General features: G+C 53.9%; 10 protein-coding genes and 1 pseudogene. 6 read left to right on the forward strand and 5 right to left on the reverse strand.

From position 1 onward, the window contains the following. Positions 1-128: 128 nt before the first annotated feature. From F1728_RS19925 to F1728_RS19945, 5 genes are all read right to left on the reverse strand, one after another. Positions 129-1,211, reverse strand: a complete 1,083-nt coding sequence (locus F1728_RS19925) for an HD domain-containing phosphohydrolase (protein ID WP_155365538.1) — start codon at positions 1,209-1,211, stop codon at positions 129-131. Continuing rightward, a complete protein-coding gene (locus F1728_RS19930) occupies positions 1,208-5,239 on the reverse strand; it encodes a PAS domain S-box protein (RefSeq protein WP_194242451.1) in 4,032 nt (1,343 codons plus the stop codon). Before F1728_RS19930 ends, F1728_RS19925 begins: the two co-directional genes overlap by 4 nt. Positions 5,240-5,744: 505 nt before the next feature. After that, positions 5,745-8,369, reverse strand: a complete 2,625-nt coding sequence (locus F1728_RS19935; RefSeq protein WP_194242452.1) for a hypothetical protein — start codon at positions 8,367-8,369, stop codon at positions 5,745-5,747. 69 nt (positions 8,370-8,438) lie between these two features. Beyond that, positions 8,439-9,527 carry a DUF1559 family PulG-like putative transporter gene (locus F1728_RS19940; protein ID WP_194242453.1) on the reverse strand — a complete coding sequence of 363 codons (1,089 nt, stop codon included), beginning with the start codon at positions 9,525-9,527 and terminating at the stop codon, positions 8,439-8,441. Beyond that, a complete protein-coding gene (locus tag F1728_RS19945; RefSeq protein ID WP_194242454.1) occupies positions 9,517-10,368 on the reverse strand; it encodes a DUF4339 domain-containing protein in 852 nt (283 codons plus the stop codon). Before F1728_RS19945 ends, F1728_RS19940 begins: the two co-directional genes overlap by 11 nt. A gap of 290 nt (positions 10,369-10,658) precedes the next feature. Here F1728_RS19945 and F1728_RS32640 point away from each other — a divergent pair. From F1728_RS32640 to F1728_RS19975, 6 genes and pseudogenes are all read left to right on the forward strand, one after another. Continuing rightward, positions 10,659-10,775, forward strand: a pseudogene (locus tag F1728_RS32640) (helix-turn-helix domain-containing protein); the annotation flags it as partial. A 107-nt stretch (positions 10,776-10,882) separates the two neighbouring features. After that, positions 10,883-11,359, forward strand: a complete 477-nt coding sequence (locus F1728_RS19955) for a hypothetical protein (protein WP_155365543.1) — start codon at positions 10,883-10,885, stop codon at positions 11,357-11,359. 238 nt (positions 11,360-11,597) lie between these two features. Beyond that, the gene (locus F1728_RS19960; RefSeq protein ID WP_228030256.1) at positions 11,598-13,034 is read left to right on the forward strand and encodes an efflux RND transporter periplasmic adaptor subunit; all 1,437 of its coding nucleotides are present in this window, start codon (positions 11,598-11,600) and stop codon (positions 13,032-13,034) included. A gap of 9 nt (positions 13,035-13,043) precedes the next feature. Then, on the forward strand, positions 13,044-16,484 hold the full coding sequence (locus tag F1728_RS19965) for an efflux RND transporter permease subunit (protein ID WP_155365544.1): 3,441 nt from the start codon (positions 13,044-13,046) through the stop codon (positions 16,482-16,484). A 29-nt stretch (positions 16,485-16,513) separates the two neighbouring features. Further along, a complete protein-coding gene (locus F1728_RS19970; RefSeq protein ID WP_155365545.1) occupies positions 16,514-17,011 on the forward strand; it encodes a hypothetical protein in 498 nt (165 codons plus the stop codon). A 125-nt stretch (positions 17,012-17,136) separates the two neighbouring features. Continuing rightward, entirely contained in the window at positions 17,137-17,487 is a 351-nt protein-coding gene (locus tag F1728_RS19975) for a DUF3147 family protein (RefSeq protein ID WP_155365546.1), read from the forward strand. The last annotated feature ends 14 nt before the right edge of the window (positions 17,488-17,501 follow it).

Genomic DNA, 17,501 nt, shown 5'->3' on the forward strand with positions numbered 1-17,501 from the left:
TCTAAGCAACCGCACCACCGCGCCAATCTGAACATCGAGCAGTCGTTCGCGCAGGACAGTTTTCAGATTCCGCCTCAATTTCTGGCAGCGGGGTCTGTCATTGAAATGAAAATAATTCGACGAAATGACTATGCCAGGGCACCGTGCGAGAGTAACAACCGTTTTTCGGCGGTGACGCAACGTTTGCGGGCTTCTTCTTCCTCGTTCTCGCAGTCGGCATTATTTTTTCGGATCTGGATGAACTCGTCTTCCACTTCCAGAAAGGCGGCGACGATCTCCGGATCGAAATGACTGCCGGATTCGTTCTGAATGATTTCTGCAGCCATTTCATGGGAATAAGACTCTTTGTAGACCCGCTTGGAAGTCAGCGCGTCATACACATCCGCCACGGCGACAATCCGACTTTCCAGCGGAATCGCTTCCCCGGCCAGCCCATATGGATAACCATCGCCGTCAAACCGTTCGTGATGATGCAGCGCAATGTCATGCGCCATCTGCAGGAAACGGGCATTCGGAAACTGCTTCACTGCAGCCGCTAAGGTTTCCGCACCCTTCAGCGTATGTGTCTTCATCAGTTCGTATTCACTGTCCGTCAAGCGTCCCGGCTTCAACAGCACGCTGTCGGGGATCGCAACTTTGCCGATGTCATGCAGCGGACTGGTCTCATAGACCAGGTTGATGAAGTTGTCATCCACCAGGTTCTGATAACGGGGCTGTTTCTGCAACTGCAGGGCCAGTACCCGACAGTAGGAACGAACCCGCTCCAGGTGCGCACCCGTTTCCGGATCGCGCGACTCGGCCAGCTTGGCCAGGGCGAAGATCGTCATTTCACGACTTTCCAGCCCAATAATCCGCTGCCCCACATTTGCCCGCATCAGGAGCTCTCCCGGATGAAACGGCTTCGTCACGTAGTCATCGGCGCCTGCGTGTAACCCGCTGATGATATCTTCCGACTGGTTATTGGAAGTCAGCATGATCACATAGATGTAACGGTTGAGATTGCTGTTTCGGACGGCCTTACAGAATTCGATCCCGTTCATGACCGGCATTTCCCAGTCACAGATCACCAGTTGGGCATGGTTCTGACTGAGCAACTCCAGCCCCTCCTGGCCGTTGCCGGCTGTAAGCACCTCGTAGCCACCTTCCAGCAGCGTGTTTTGAATGGCCAGGCGGGCCAGGGAATCGTCGTCGATTACTAATGCTTGCTTCATTTCGCGTTCTCGTTGATCGTTTGAAATTCTTCTCGTAGTTTAGGCAGGCTGTCCAGGCACTCCTGCATTTCTGCAACCACCTGCTTGATCAGCTCGTTAAGATCATCTGTGTATGACTCATTCTGACTGGCCTTCTCGACCTGGAGCGAAAGGTCATATAACGGAGAGGCACACAGAATCCCGGCTGTTCCCTTTAACGCATGCGCCGCATCCGCGATTCCCGTCAGATTCTGCTGATCGGCATTCTCTTGAATCTCAGTGATGCGGTCGGGGCCGACGGCCTCAAGTTCATTCAGCAATGAATTGGCAAAATCCAGGTTTTTAAAACAGCGTTCCCAGAGCTGCTGACTGTCTATCGGCGACTCGGCACGGCTCTGCTCGCTCTGATCACAATCCGCGCGAGACGAGTCAGAAGGATCTGCCTGCTGTTCCAGCAGTCGGGCGAACACTTCTCGAATCTGATTTGTCTGAACCGGCTTACTGAGATAATCATCCATCCCGGCCTGCAGACAGACTTCGCGATCCCCTTTCACCGCATTCGCGGTCAACGCCACAATGGGGATGTGACCACTTAAAATACCGTCTGCTTCCAGTTGACGGATTTGCCGCGAAGCTTCAAAACCATCCATCTCCGGCATCTGACAATCCATCAGAATCAGGTCAAACTGACTTCGTTTGACCGCTTCAATGGTTTCGAGACCGTTCAGAGCCGTTTCACAAGTGCAGCCCAGCGCTTTGAGCAACTCTTCCATATACATCTGGTTGATGCTCTGATCTTCTGCAATCAGTACATGGGCCGCTGGTAGTCGGGGCTGCTCCGATGTCGTATATTCCTCGATAGACTCCACTGTTTTCAGGCCACCGTGCTCTTCTCGGCCGTTCAATACACCTTCGATCACGCTCAACAACTGACGACGATGCAGTGGTTTGCAGATCGTCGCATCGACTTCACGCTTCTGTTCTGAATCCAGTTGGTCTTCCAGTGAATTGAGTAACAACACGGTGTGAGGCAGGTCCTCCCGGGAACTGTTCCATAACTTCAGCTCATCAGGTCCGGCCAACTCTGAGTTCACCAGCAGCAGATCATAGGCAACGTTGTTCTGTGTCCCGGCTTCGATCGCTTCTTGCACTTCAGCGAACGTACTGACTGCCACTGCATCGAGCTTTAACTCCAACGCGTACTCACATAGAATCTGTCTCCAGGTCTGATTCTCTTCCGCAATCAGAGCCCGTTTACCCTCCAGACTGGAAGTCTGGGGTGATGTCTCTGTCCTATCTGAAACGACCTGGAAGGGAATCTCAAACCAGAATGTCGAGCCGGTGCCAGGTTCGCTTTCGATACCGATGGTTCCACCCATCAGCTCCACAATTTCTTTCGAGATCGCCAGCCCCAGACCGGTGCCCCCATAGTTTCGCGTCGTCGAGGTATCTGCCTGCGAAAACGACTGAAACAGGCGGCCGATTTTCTCTTCTGAAATACCGATTCCGGTATCAGAAATCGAGAATCGCGCCTTGAGCTGATCCTGAGTCATACTGACCGATTCGACACGTACCACAACTTCACCCGCTTCGGTAAACTTGACCGCATTTCCAATAAGGTTTACTAGAACCTGACGCAGGCGGTTGCTGTCGCCGTTTAGCATGCGCCGTGTAGCGGGCTCGACATAATAGGGTAATTCGAGTCCTTTTTCCGCGGCCCGCCAGGCCATGGTCGATACGGTATCAATCATCAGCTTTTCGAGGTCAAAGGCCTGCTGGTCCAGTTCCAGCTTCCCGGCTTCAATCTTGGAAAAGTCGAGGATATCGTTGATCAGATACAGCAGTGATTCCCCACTGGTGCGACAGGCGTCCACAAACTGGTGTTGTCTTTGATCGAGTTTCGTCAGGCCCAGCAGCTCTGTCATGCCAATGATGCCATTCAAAGGCGTGCGGAGTTCATGGCTCATGTTCGCCAGAAATTCACTCTTCGCCCGACTCGCCTCCTCGGCAGTCTGCTTGGCAATTTTCAAACTTTCTTCGGTCGCCTTTTGCGAAGTGACATCCAGCACGAAACAGAGACAGAGGTCGTCCGCTTCGTCCAGCATGGTCACGCCAATCACCACCGGAATTCGTGTTCCGTCCTTGCGGAGATACTCTTTCTCGAACGGTTTGGCGTGTCCCGTCTGGCTCAGTTCTTCAATCGCGGCCAGGTCCATTGGTGCCCACTCGGGCGGCGTTAACTCTTGCCAGTTGAGTTGGTTGTCGATGGCATCTTCATAGCTGTAGCCCAGAATGCGCAGCAGTTCATCGTTGATCTGCTCGATTCGGCCATCCAGCCGGCAGGTCATGATTCCCAGAATGTCAGCAGTCAGTAACCGTTCGAACTGACCGGTGGCCTTGCGTAAGGCCAGCTCCGACTGCTTACGCGCGGTGATATCAACCTGTGTCGCGATGAAGTTGATTAAAGTTCCCGCGTCATCGAATACGGGATCGATTTTGAGTTCCACCCAGTATTCCCGCTGCCGACGATCGTAATTAATGATCTCAACTGCGATACTTTTCTGCTGTTGCAGGTGGTTACGAATCACAGCCGCCGTCGCCGGGTCTGTATGCGGTCCCTGTAAGATCTCGCCCGGCTTTTTGCCTTCGATTTCAGCCAGTTCATAACCAGTCAACTCGCTGAATGCGCTGTTCACCCATTCAATTCGACCCTGCGCATCGGAAATAATCACCGAGTGCTGTGTCTTGCTGGCAACCAGTGACAGTTTTTCGACCTGATCGTGATACTTTTTCAGTTCCTCGGCTGCGTCTTTGCGTTCCTGAATATTTTCGACAACAGAGATGAAGTGCTTGGGTTCTCCCGTGTGATGTCGAACCAGGCAGACCGTCAGGTTAACCCAGACCTCGGAGCCGTCTTTGCGGAGATACCGCTTTTCCATTGAGTAGGAGTCGATTTTGCCTGCTAACAGTTGTTCAACGTTATACAGGTCGGCTGTCAGATCGTCCGGGTGCGTAATATCCTGGAACGTCAGCTTCAACAGTTCATCACTGTCGTAACCGACAATCTCACACAGCCCGTTATTGACTCGCAACCAGCTGCCATCAGGGGCGACCAGCGCAATGCCGATGGCAATCTGCTCGAACGTACTGCGGAAATTCTGTTCGCTTTCCAGGAGAGCATTCTCCTGAATTTTACTCTCCGTGAAATCGTGGCAGACTCCGATGAATTGCTCGGGTGCGCCGTCTTCTCCATAAGTTACTCTGCCTTCCGCGTGTATGTAGTGCATGCTGCCGTCAGCATGGATGATCCGAAACTTCGAATTGAACGGGCACCCGGAGGTAATGCAGTCTTCGATCTGATCATCAATTCCCTTGCGATCATCGGGATGCAGCAGGTTCAGGAAATCTTGAAACCGGAACTCCTGCTCTGTCCCGTAGACCTCGAATATATCTTGTGTTCGTTGATCACCATAAATTGTATTGTGTTTGAGGTCCCATTCCCAGATGCCGATCTGCCCCGAATCCAGGGCGAATTCGAGACGATCTTTATTTTTCTGCAGTTCTTTCGCCAGCAGCGCAGCTGAAGGCAGGTTCAATGCTGCTGGAATCAGACTGATCAACGCCACTACAGTAATCCAGGAGACTACCGCCGTACACGCTTTGATCAGACCGGAAAAGCGATACACGGGCCACCAGAAGATACCGGCTTCAATCAGGTGTCCCAGGCCACAAAACAGAATAAACGCGGCAAACAACCAGATTACTTTGGGAAAAGGCAGGTCCTTCCGCTGTAACATGTAGTACAGCAGGATGACAGGAATCGCGAAATAGGCCCCGAAAATGCCGATATCCGAGATAATGTGTAACCAGCCGTTATCCGATGACCAGGTTCCGCAATACCAGCGCTGTGGGAAATCACTGGTGTCGAACAGCTTCGAGAAAAAGACGAAGGGCCCCTCAGCCTGGAATGCGTTCTCATCCAGGGAAGTTGCACAATGTCCGGGAGCGCAGGATGGGCAGGCTTCTTCGGCCGCAAGCGGCGCGCACATCACAAGTGTGATCAAAATAGCTATGTAGAAATTTCTGGCGGACATCATTTGATAAACGGATCGCAGGCTGCGTTGATTCAAGGCAAACTTGAGAACGCCCCTCCCTGATTCTTCATGTGTTTGGTATCACGCTCAGCACATTAGTGGGCTGATGGATGGTTTCAGACAGTCTCTGCGAGCGGCAGCGAGACTGGTTGAATGTTCTGAGCGAACAATGAAGACGGGATCACCAGAAGTGAAACAATACGCATTCGTTAAAACCGGACGATTCATCACCGCCGGAATAACGAGCGTCAGCAGGCTTCTTCCTCGCTCGCTTAACAATAGAACGCAGTCAAATGGAAGCGGAAGAAAATGTTGTTTTTAAGCAACACCAGGATTTGTCGAAGTACGGTTAAGCAGATTCGTTCAAGTGATCCAGCTATAACGAATTGTTCCCCTGAACTTGTGCACTGGAAGCGTGTCACGCTTCTGAGTTTAACCACTTGGGTAAGAAATAGACCGCTTACGATTCAGCACGATTTTTCAGTTTCACTCGTACGAAATAGATGACCACGAAGATGAAGAGCAGTACATTGATTGTGAGCACCATTCCCGGTACGTACTTTTTTTGGGGTGTGGGAACGTGTCGTTTGAAGTGGTCGATCATCCGCGGGCTGTAACTGTATGGCGGCAGCATGACCACTGCCGTCTTTTCCTGAAATTCAGCCAGGTTCAATGACTCGTCGTGATCCAGGTCCAGTGCTTTAAATTCTTTTTCGAATTTGGTCCGCACCCGCTGGTAGTGAATGTTATTTTTGAAACGTACAATTTCCTGAGTCGCAGCGAAGACCTCATCAATCGAGAGCCGGCCATCGTCATTTTGATCCAGGCTTTGAAACACAAGATCCCGCGGTGCACGGGAAAGGTCGAATTTCACAATAAATTCCCGCTGATCAAGATGCTGGTCCTGATTGAGGTCCAGCTTGTCAAAGTAATCCTTGATCAGGCTCATCCCCAATTGTCCGGTACTCCAGTTAAACTCGAGGCGCGACAGTTTTCCATCGTTGTTTCTGTCCTTTCGTTCCACGTGCCATTTCACCACGGGATTGGTAATAGGAGTATTCATGTATTCATACAGCGATAGCACCCCGTCCTTGTCTTCGTCAAATGCTGGAATCAGGTAGGGAGCCAGATCACGATGAAAACCGCTGTCACCGGCCAGCTCCGCAGGATCGAGACGCGCATCGAAATTTTTATCGATTCGCTTGAAGTAATAAACCGGATCGATCCAGCATTCACTCGTCGTCTTCCATTCCTCCAGATCTAATTCCTGATCCTGGTTGGCATCCGCCTGTCTGATCAGTTCCTCGACCTTGTTTTCTGCTTGCAACTGGGGCAAAAGTTCCCCGGCACTCAGTCGACCGTTGCGATCCGTGTCCAGATGTCGGAACAGCCTCAGGTTCACCACCCGCCCCGAAGGCTCACGCAACAGCACGCCTTGCGGCGTACGCACCGCATAAGCAATTTCCAGGAACAGTTTACTCTTCTCTTGTGAAAAATTGCGATTCCCATTCCATTCAAAAACAGACCCGGGAGGGCGCTGCGTCACTCGATTCAAACGCTTTTTCGTCTCGGATGAACCGTCTTTCTCTGGTGTTTCGGGGGCTTCTGAAGCGGACTGCTTCTCGATATCGTCCTTCTGTGCACGAAACCGTTTTTCCTGCATAGCCAGCAGTTGTTGGACTCGGTCTATAACTGGATCCGGTATCCGCCGCTGCCCCAGAGGGACCGCAGGTGTGCTGAAGTATTCGTGAAATGACATCTTCTGATCCTGATCAAAATCGCCGAGCAGGAATTCCAGACGACCAACTTTCTGGTGCTCGGGCTTGAGCCGCGCCAGGTACTCTGCCTGGTCCAGCACCTTGTCGCCATTCGTATCTGCTTTGTCAAACGTTTTGCGGGGCGTCTGGGCATTCGTAGTGAATAAGAACTCGCCCTCATCCAATTGTCGATTCTGATCCAGGTCGAGCAAGTGAAATGATTCACGCACCAGCGAACGGGCAGACAGGCCCAGGTTCCAGTCAAATTCCGTCTCCGAGAGCATGCCGTTATTGTTCGTGTCTTTCCGCCCCACATGCCATTTCACCACCGGATTGGTGATCGGCGTGTTGCGGTACTCATAAAGCGAGAGCATCCCGTCGGCATTGGAGTCAAAAGCAGGAATCAGGTAAGGGGCCAGATCGCGGTGAAAACCACTGTCACCGGCCAGTTCCTCGGGATTGAGTCGCGCGTCGAAATTTTTATCGATCCGCTTGAAATAGTAATATGGATCGATCCAGCAATCGCGTGTGGACTTCCATTCTTTCAGGCTCAGCTGCTGATCCTGGTTCTGATCTGCCTGCTTGAGCAGGTCCTGAACTTTGTTATCGGTTTTCAACTGGGGCTTGAGCTCCGCCGCGTTCAGCTGGCCGTTATGATCCGCATCCAGATGGCGAAACAGCATCCAGTTGACCACCCGCCCCGTCGGTTCGCGCAGCAATTCCCCCTCGGGCGTACGCACGGCATAAGCGATTTCCAGCAAACGGGTGATTTCGTCCCGGGTGATCTGCTCATCTTTGTCCAGGTCCCATTCCGGAAAGAATGTCCGTTCCATTCCGGGAACACTTTCTTTCAACCGCGAGGCCCGGAATTCCTCTTTGCTGAGCCCCCCATCGCCGTCGATGTCCCATTTCGCAAATTGCGAATTCAGAGAACTCACCAGTACTTTGACCCGGTCTCGAACAGGATCAGGAATCCGCCGCAAATCCGCCGGGACAGCCGGCGTTCTGAAGAATTCCTCGAAGGTCATCTGCTGGTCATCATCTTGATCGCTGATCAGGAACTCCAGTCGGCCCACCTTCTGATGCTCGGGTTTGAGCCGCGCCAGATACTCCGCCTGGTCCAGCACTTTGTCTCCATTCGTATCTGCTTTGTCAAACTGACTGCGGATTTTGAGTTCGGTTGACTGGGGGATGCCTTCCAGAAAGGAAGCTTCTTGCTGTTCGTCCTCGGCCGCCGATAGCGGAGTGAGGAGTCCGCCTGCCAGCAACAGCAGTAAACCGCTCAAGATAGCTGCTGCAGTTGACATGAACCGGCTGAAATAGGACATGGGCATGATTTCTGTTTCTATCAACAAGTCGTCTGTATGTTTCGTCTGACGCGAATCTTGATGCGGTGGCTATTGGGCCAGCAGTGTGTTCTCGAGTGCCTGCCCCTGGGGGCTGGCCATGGCAGCGTAAATTTTCCCGTCAATCTTCTCGGAGAGAAACTGGATATGTCCATCACAAAAACCAGCATGCACGCCTCCTTGATGCAGTGAGCTGGGAAAGGGAGATTGCCCTTCCGACTTCTGAATCCCCGCGTTGATCGCACTCTCTCCGGAGTTTGCCAGATTGTAATCGACGTTGCCTGCAGCGCAGTGTCCCCCCTTGCAGGGAGTTCCAATATAAAAGCTGGTCAGGTAAGGGTTCGGAGAAGCCCAGTTGGACAAGGGGTCTTGCGGATTGTAACCGGTGCGAATATTTTCTGAGATCAACAGCGTGTTGGATGTCCCATCGGTGATGCTGGCCATCGTGTGATGCCGCTCCGCGCGAATTGTACCCTTCCACGTTTCATTGAAAAACAGTCCCATCTGAAAGAACAGTTCTCGGTCGGAGGGCGTGCCGTCCCCTTTCGTTGAGGAATTACAGGTGATCCCGTTCCCGTTCAGATCCAGCTTTCCGCTCAGCGGGCCAATCGGACAATCATGCACACCGCCGATCAGGGCTGAAAATCCCACGCCGCTGTTCACGACATACGTCAGGTTCCCCTGTCCGGGAACTTCACTGATGTCATCCGGGCAGATCAGTACCGGAATATACGTATCTCCCAGAGGACCATTGGTGGTCTTCAGGTAATGTTCATCAAAGTCCCACTCGTTATACAGGCTTGCCTGATCGATGTAAGGCAGAATATCCACTACCCAGCTGCGGAAAGAACCCACGGTGCCCGGAGTCCCGTCCCCATAGTAGCCACAGGCGGGAAACCGGTTGGCACTGTCTGTCGCCTGTAACAGGCCCAGGCTCACATTCCGCATGTTGTTTAAACACTGGACCCGCCGCGCCGAACTCCGGGCCGACTGCAGGGCAGGAAATAACAGGGCAATCAGCATACTGATTACTGCGGTGACTGTCAGGAGTTCAATGATGGTATAGCCTCTCCGGGCGCGAAATGACTTCACCTGCCGGGGTGTGACAACAGTTCGAGTACTTCGATAATTACACTTCATCTGCATGAGACTCCAGCCAGCGGGCGGTAAAGAATGTCAGCACCGCCACAAAAATCAAAACGTCCGTGAAGTACATCCAATAGGAAAAAGTCGAACACTCTCCCATCAACGGGAAGAAGAGTTTTGCTTCCGCCTGATTTCGCGCGGGAAAAGACAGGTTCTGCCGTTCGGACCAGTGCAGCAGATACAGCGCAGTCAGACCAGCCGTGACCAGGGGCGCTCCCAGTTTGTATCCCGCACGCAGATATGTGGTCGACACATAGGACAGCAGCGGGACGATCATCACCACGACCAGAAATGCACAGGTCGCATAAACCAGAAACAGTAGCGGAGAAGTCTCACCGACCAGCGGGAAATAGACCTGCTCTTCTCCCATCCATTGAATAAAGCCATACACCCCGGCACACGCACACACCACCAGAATGCAGGCCAGAATCACCATACGCACTGCAGGACGCTGCAGAAGGGAGAGGCTGATCTCGGGAACGATCTGCAGGGGCTCCGCTTCCTCCTGCTCTTCCTCTGTCGGTTTCGGGTTACGTGAATCAATCTTATCCACGGCCGCTTTCACCGTCGTCGACCAGGTCTCGTCCGAATAGGCGCCAGTCTCGGCTTCGTCGTCAACATCCGGATCAGCTTCCGATGACATCTCCCCGGTGGGGGCCTCTTCTGCTTGATCAAATAATCCGCTGACGGAGTCGGCACGTTGCCAGTCCGCCTCGGTACTGTTGCGGACCAGGGTTTCAGGGCCCAGCTTTGCTTCGCGCATCAGTTCCACCAGTTCCTGAAACGGATAGGGTCCCAGAATTTGTTCGTCCTGTTGGAAGTACCAGTCACTCATAATCGGGAGGGGATTCCGTCTGTTAAAATATTTCGTCTCATTGGAAGCGGTTACTGCTGTATGCAGGTACATAGGATTACTGTTCCATAGTACATAGTGCGCGGGCGAGTTCCAGAGCGAAACACCCAAAAAACAGGATTAGCATCGCGAGACCAGTGTCTGTCTAAAGCCTGAAATATAACAGGGGCCGGACTCTCGGCTTTGAGAGTCCGGCCCCTGTAACGAATCACGATGAGATTGGAATATCAGTCGGGTGGTCAGCACAACAGTCACCCGTCCCGAAGAGAGCAGCCGAGGCCGCATTCCGCGTCGGCTACGAAAGCCCTTCCCAGTTCAGCAGAGAATACCGCCGCCTCTTCGGCGCACCCCCGCGACAGGACATCGCTGCCCTGAGTGCTGAATCTTAACCTGATCACATTTGCGGGTTCCGCATCGTGAGAGTCGATCTGGACTTTAACTGGCCGGATGTTAGAATACGGTCAACACTTACAGACCTTCTATTGAAATGATGGGTATGTTTCGAAAAACCGTGTCCCTGATTCTGATTCCGTTTGTGATGCTGACACAGTCTGTCGCATTCGGACACGCGCATGCAGATAACCAGCCTGCAGGACACGACTTGCGCGTCCACATTCATCTGAACTCTTCCGAGGCTGACGCGGAACATGGGCACGTGCATTCCCACGGGAATCACTGCCATGCACATGGGGACCACGCGCATTCCGAACAGGAGCAAGAACCTTCCAGTCAACTGGATTCTCCGTTCGACCACGATTCCTCCGCCATCTATCTGAACAGTACCGACCTCACTTCCGGGGCACGATCCAACATCAACCTCGATGTGAACGACCTGCTCCTCCGGTCCCTGACTAGGGCGGATTCCGTCAGCGAAGTGGTATCAGCTTACGGGCCGGCCCTCCGTGAGCCTGACTGCGCGCCCCCCGATACCGCTGCGCCGCTGTTCCTGCGCCATCACGCGATCCTGATCTAAGCACGCCACCCCGGCAGTACCAGATCGGATTCTGAATCTGGCCGCTGCTGCCTCTCGCTTCAGGCGTTGAAATTGCTCTCCTTGCCCACGGTCATTTTCCCGTTTCACACTTGGCAGTTCGCGATCTTCAAGGTCTGATTCTCCAGGGAAAATATTCCGCTTCGATTCACTGTGGTTCTCATTTGAAAGAGATCACATCCATTGGCTGCATTGATCTGCGACCTGATAAGGGACAGACATGAACGTACTGCTTAAATCACTGAAACCCCTCCTGGCTATCACAGTGTTTGTGGTCATTGCCGGAGCGTTCGTTTTACGAGACCGCTGGTTGCCGCTGCTGGAGCAGAATCCGTCTGACGCGGATCGTCAGGCTGCTGCCTCGAAAAAATCGGGGAGTAAAAAAGATTCCGAACAGCAGAAGATCATTCTCTCAGATCAGGCGATTGCCAACCTGGGATTGCGGGTCAAATCCATCCTGCCGGAAACGTACTGGAAAACGCTGCAGGTCCCGGGCATGATCGTCGATCGCCCCGGACGCAGCGACCAGGGCGTGATCTCTCCCGTGGAGGGCGTCGTGGAGAAGATGAACTTTTACCCGGGCGATACCGTGCAACCGGGAGACGTGCTCTATACGATTGGCATCCTCAGTGAATCACTACAGCAGACGCAGACGAATCTGTTCAAAGACACCCACAACATCGCACTGGCCGAGAAAAAACAGAAACGCCTGGAGACTTCGCGGGGCGCAATACCCGAGGCACGCATCATCGAGGTCGTCAATGAAATCAAGCGGTTGAAAGTCGCCATCAAAGGCTATCAGCACGAACTGCGCAATCGAGGCTTCACTCCCCAGCAGTTGCAGGAAATCGCCCAGGGAAATTTTGTGCGGGACCTGGATATTCTCGTTCCCGATCGCCTGCCCCCTTCCCAGCTGCAGGAGACCTCCGTCGTGATGAAAACTTCGGGAGACACATCCCGTCAGCAGACGCCGCTCACATTCGAAATTCAGGAGAGTGACATCGACCTCGGACAACAGGTGAAAACGGGCCAGATGTTATGCCTGCTGGCAAACCATCGTCTGCTCGCCATCGAAGGGCGTGCCTTTCGGAATGAAACCCAACTGCTGGAACGAAGTGTCAGAGAAGGCTGGCCGGTCGAAGTCGATTTCCAGGAACACAGCTCCAGCGACTGGCCCCCCGTTGATCAGGTATTTCATATCCAGAAACTGATGAATGTCATCGACCCGGTGAACCGTACCTTTGCCTTTCGACTGCCACTGGACAATCAGTCGCGTGTGGTACAACAGGATGGGCAGTCCCAGGTGCTCTGGCGGTTTCGTCCCGGACAGAAAGTCCGGTTGATGATTCGGGTGGAAAAACTGGACAACGTATTCGTGCTCCCCGCTGACGCCGTCGCCCGCGAAGGCGCGGAGGCGTTCGTCTTCACTCAGAACGTGAATACCTTCCACCGCAAACCGGTGCGAATACTGGAACGGGATCGCCGCCATACCGTGATCGCCAACGATGGTTCACTCACCCCCGGTTCCTTTGTGGTTCAGGGCGCGGCAGAACAGTTAAATCGCATGCTGAAGTCCTCCTCCGATAATGATTTGCCCGACGGCTACCATATCCACGCGGACGGCAGTCTCCACAAAAACGAAGACGAAGGGAAATAGGAGAACGCCGTGCTCAATTCCATTATCCGAATTTCGTTAACTCATCGCACACTGGTCCTGGCGGCCTGTGTGGTCATCCTGGCGTATGGCGGTTACCTGACCACTACGCTGCCGATCGACGTCTTTCCTGACCTCGACCGTCCCCGCGTGGTCATCCTCACACAGTGTCCCGGCATGTCATCGGAAGAGGTGGAAACCCTCGTCACTTATCCCATCGAAACGGCCATTCTGGGGGCCAACGGCGTCGAGGATGTCCGCAGCCAGTCCAGCCAGGGGATGAATGTCATCTACGTCGAGTTCAGCTGGCAGACCGAACCGCGTTACGCCCGGCAGATCGTTTCGGAACGACTGGCCAATGTTCCCATGCCGCCGGGCATCCGACCGATCATGACTCCCCAGGCCTCGATCATGGGACAGATTCTGCACGTCGGAATCCATCGTCGAAAGGGACCACAAGGGGGGCTGCTTGCGCCGCTGGAGCGGGCCGACCTCCTCGCAGAGCGGACTGAGCGGGAGGGACGCCCCGTGCTCACTGTCTGGGATCCCGTCGTACGCAACGATCCCGACCAGTGGCAAAAAGTCGAAGTGCAGGCCCCCCACTGGAACCCGGCCCTCCCGGGACGAGAGGTTTCATTTACCTGGAATAAACGTTCCTACGACGTTGTCTTTCCCACGCCTTTAGAAGAAAAGATGGACCTGCGGACCACGGCAGACTGGTTGATCAGACCCCGCTTGCTCAAATTAAATGGCATCGCTGAAGTCATCGTCATGGGCGGCGATCAGAAACAGTACCAGGTCCTCGTCGATCCGATCAAGTTGCAGGAATATAATGTCTCCCTGCAGGATGTCGAAGAAGCCGTTAAGTCGAACAATCTGAATGCCAGCGGCGGATTTATCCTCAGCGGACAGACCGAACGACCCGTACGGGTCATCGGCCGACTCGGTGCGCTGACCAATAATGTCCTCGAAGAACTACGCCAGGCGCCCGTGAAGATGAATGGGGACCGGGCGGTTTTGCTGGAGAACGTGGCCGAGATCGTCGAAGGTCCCGCACCCAAACGCGGAGACGCGAGTATCGACGGACACCCGGGTGTGGTGATTACCATCGTCAAACAACCCCACGCCGATACCCGTAAGCTGACCGACGACGTCATGGCGGCACTCCGTGATGCGGAAACGTCCCTGCCCGCCGACATCGTCATCAATACCAAACTGTTTAAGCTGAAGAGTTTCATCGACCGCGGAATTTACTATGTCGAAGAGGCGCTGGTCATTGGGGCGGTACTGGTGGTGATTGTACTGTTCCTGTTTCTCTTGAACCTGCGGACAACCTTCATCACCCTCACAGCCATTCCCCTCTCGCTGGTCATCACGACACTCGTGTTCCGCGTGGTAGGAGTGATTACGGGGACCGAACTGTCGATCAACGTGATGACCCTGGGAGGCATTGCCGTCGCTATCGGAGAGCTTGTCGACGATGCGATTGTGGACGTGGAAAATATTTTCCGTCGGCTGGGAGAAAACAACATCAGCCCCGATCCCAAACCGGCGATAGTTGTCGTGTTTGAAGCCAGTCGGGAAATCCGTTCGGCGATTGTCTTTGGAACCGCCGTCGTGGTGCTGGCCTTCATGCCTCTGTTTGCCCTCTCGGGAGTCGAAGGACGTCTGTTTGTTCCCCTCGGTGTCGCCTACATTGTTTCTATCCTGGCTTCCCTGCTCGTTTCGCTGACGGTGACCCCGGTCCTCTCGTATTACCTTCTTCCCCAGGCCAAAGCCACCCACACGCATCAGGATGGGCGGCTGCTGCGATTTCTGAAATGGGGCGCCGGATATCTGATCCGGTTCAGTATGCGGCATGCCGCTCTGCTGCTGTTACTGACCTGGGGCCTGGTCGGTGTCAGCGTCTGGGAACTCTCCAGACTGGGAGCTGACTTTCTACCGAAATTCGACGAAGGCAGCGTACAGATCAACGTCACCCTGCCGGGGGGATCTTCCCTCAAAGCGTCTAACGAAGCTTCCTCGCTGATCGATGCCCAACTGGTCAAAATGCAGAAGTCAAAGGACAATCCCCGCGGCCCGATCCTGCACTTTTTCCGCCGGACCGGACGTGCTGAGCGGGATGAACATGCTCAACCCGTCAACGTGGGCGAATACATTCTGACCATGAATCCGGAAGCGGATTACGACCGCGATGAGTTCCTGGAAACTTTGCTTTCCGACCTGAAAACCAACGTCCCGGGAGTCGGCATCGAAGCAGAGCAGCCACTCTCTCACCTGATCAGCCACATGCTGTCCGGCGTCAAAGCCCAGGTCGGCATCAAACTCTATGGCGACGATCTCGATAAGCTCCGTGAACTGGCAGGCGACGTTCGCACTGCCATCACAGACATTCCCGGTGTAACACCGCCGATCATCGATCCGCAGGAACGCGTCGATGAACTGCACGTGGTGCTCAAGCCCGACGAACTGGCTTACTTCGGATTAAGCCGGGAGTACGTCGCCCGCTTTGTCGAGACTGCCCTCAAAGGGGAAGCTGTCTCTCAGGTTCTCGAAGGACAGCGGCGCTTCGATCTGGTCATCAAGCTCGATGAACCGTATCGTTCCGATCCTTATAACCTCGGCACACTCAGGCTCGAACTCCCCGATGGACGAGGACAGATTCGCTTACGGGAGCTGGCTGACTTTCCCGCTTCCGCCAGTGGTCCGAACCTGGTCAACCGGGAAAATGTGCGCCGCCGGCAGACCATTCGCTGTAACGTTTCGGGACGCGACCTGGCCAGTACCGTAGCTGAGATTGAAAAGCAGGTTCGAGCAGAAGTCGAACTGCCAACCGGATATTTTGTGGAATTCGGCGGGCAGTTTGAAGCGCAACGTTCGGCCACACTCCTGATTACCATTCTGGCTGCCGTCTCGGTCGCCGGGATCTTTATTGTACTGATGATGCTCTATCCTTCCGCCCGCATCACCTTCCAGATCCTGAATGCCATCCCGACGGCGTTCATCGGAGGTGTCTTCGCGCTGGTCTTAACGAACCAGACCCTCACGGTCGCCAGCATGGTGGGCTTCGTGTCTCTGGGGGGAATTGCCGTTCGGAATGGCATTCTGCTCGTGACGCATTACTTCCATTTAATGGAAGAGGAAGGGGAAAGCTTCTCTCCCGAGATGGTACTTCGCGGCAGCCTGGAACGCCTGGCTCCCGTGCTGATGACCGCCCTCACAGCCGGAATCGCCCTGATTCCCCTGGTTGTGGGTGGAAATAAACCGGGACTGGAAATTCTCTATCCCGTCGCGACTGTAATTCTGGGAGGCCTGGTTACATCCACCTTCTGTGAATTCTTTATCCACCCGGGACTCTTCTGGAAATTCTCTGGCAAGGATGCCGATCGACTGGTTCGCAGCGAGACATCGGATGCAGAACTCCTGCGGACTGCAACACAACAACACTCTTGATTATTTTCTCTCAAGCAAAGGAAAACGAAATGAAAAATCTGAACATCTCCGGCTTACTTTTCGCCGCTCTGCTCGTAACAGGTTGTGCGGATAAAGGCGCCCCTGAATCGGCACCTCCCGAAGCGGCCGCTGAGCCCGCAGCACATTCAGAAGAAAATCATGCGGAAGCACATTCTCACGGAACCGGTCCCAACGGCGGGGTCGTTTTTGATCTGGGTAAGTACCATGCGGAATTCACCGTCGATCATCCCAGTCATGAATGCACGATTCTCTTCCTGGGTGCCGATGAAAAATCACCTGCTCAGGTTGCAGCCACAGAGCTGACGCTCACAACCAAAGAAACGAAAACGGCAGAGGGTAAGGTGGTCCCACCCATGACAGTCAAGCTGCTTCCACAGGACGCCGCGGATGGGAAAGCTTCCAAATTCGTCGGCACTGATCCCGGAATCGGAAACGTCGCAGACTTCTCCGGCACGGTACTGGGAGAAATCGACGGTAAACCATCCCAGGGAGAATTCGAAGAATAATTGAACCGCCTGTATTACCGGTCTCGCAGCTGGTCATCGCCTGGATGAGTGATTCGGGCGGTGCCCGGCCGGGGCACTGTTACGTATGCACGGGGACACTTCAACGCCAGCGAGGATACAGACACATGTGGTATTATCTCCTGAAAGTCGCAGTGACGGCAGTTCTGGTGGTTGCCGTTTCAGAAATTTCCAAACGCTGCTCACTCTTAGGTGGTGTGCTGGCTTCGTTACCTCTGGTGTCTTACCTCGGTATGATCTGGCTCTATATTGATACGGGAAGCACTGCCAAAGTATCGGAACTGTCAAGCAGTATCTTCTGGCTGGTCCTGCCTTCACTCTCCTTCTTCCTGCTTTTGCCCTGGTTGCTGAAAAAAGGAATGGGCTTTGGTGCCAGCTTCGGAATCTCAACGGTCGCAATGATCGGCTTCTACCTGGCGATGGTCGTCTGTCTGAAGAAACTGGGCATTCAAGCCTAGATCTGTTTCTCACC

The organism is Gimesia benthica (assembly GCF_009720525.1).
GTDB lineage: Bacteria > Planctomycetota > Planctomycetia > Planctomycetales > Planctomycetaceae > Gimesia > Gimesia benthica.

What these genes read in the sequence shown, in the direction of transcription:
- F1728_RS19925 (WP_155365538.1), bottom strand. Translation starts at nt 1,211, where the DNA reads ATGAAGCAAGCATTAGTAATCGACGACGATTCCCTGGCCCGCCTGGCC.
- F1728_RS19930 (WP_194242451.1), bottom strand. Translation starts at nt 5,239, where the DNA reads ATGTGCGCGCCGCTTGCGGCCGAAGAAGCCTGCCCATCCTGCGCTCCC.
- F1728_RS19935 (WP_194242452.1), bottom strand. Translation starts at nt 8,369, where the DNA reads ATGTCCTATTTCAGCCGGTTCATGTCAACTGCAGCAGCTATCTTGAGC.
- F1728_RS19940 (WP_194242453.1), bottom strand. Translation starts at nt 9,527, where the DNA reads ATGAAGTGTAATTATCGAAGTACTCGAACTGTTGTCACACCCCGGCAG.
- F1728_RS19945 (WP_194242454.1), bottom strand. Translation starts at nt 10,368, where the DNA reads ATGAGTGACTGGTACTTCCAACAGGACGAACAAATTCTGGGACCCTAT.
- F1728_RS19955 (WP_155365543.1), top strand. Translation starts at nt 10,883, where the DNA reads ATGTTTCGAAAAACCGTGTCCCTGATTCTGATTCCGTTTGTGATGCTG.
- F1728_RS19960 (WP_228030256.1), top strand. Translation starts at nt 11,598, where the DNA reads ATGAACGTACTGCTTAAATCACTGAAACCCCTCCTGGCTATCACAGTG.
- F1728_RS19970 (WP_155365545.1), top strand. Translation starts at nt 16,514, where the DNA reads ATGAAAAATCTGAACATCTCCGGCTTACTTTTCGCCGCTCTGCTCGTA.
- F1728_RS19975 (WP_155365546.1), top strand. Translation starts at nt 17,137, where the DNA reads ATGTGGTATTATCTCCTGAAAGTCGCAGTGACGGCAGTTCTGGTGGTT.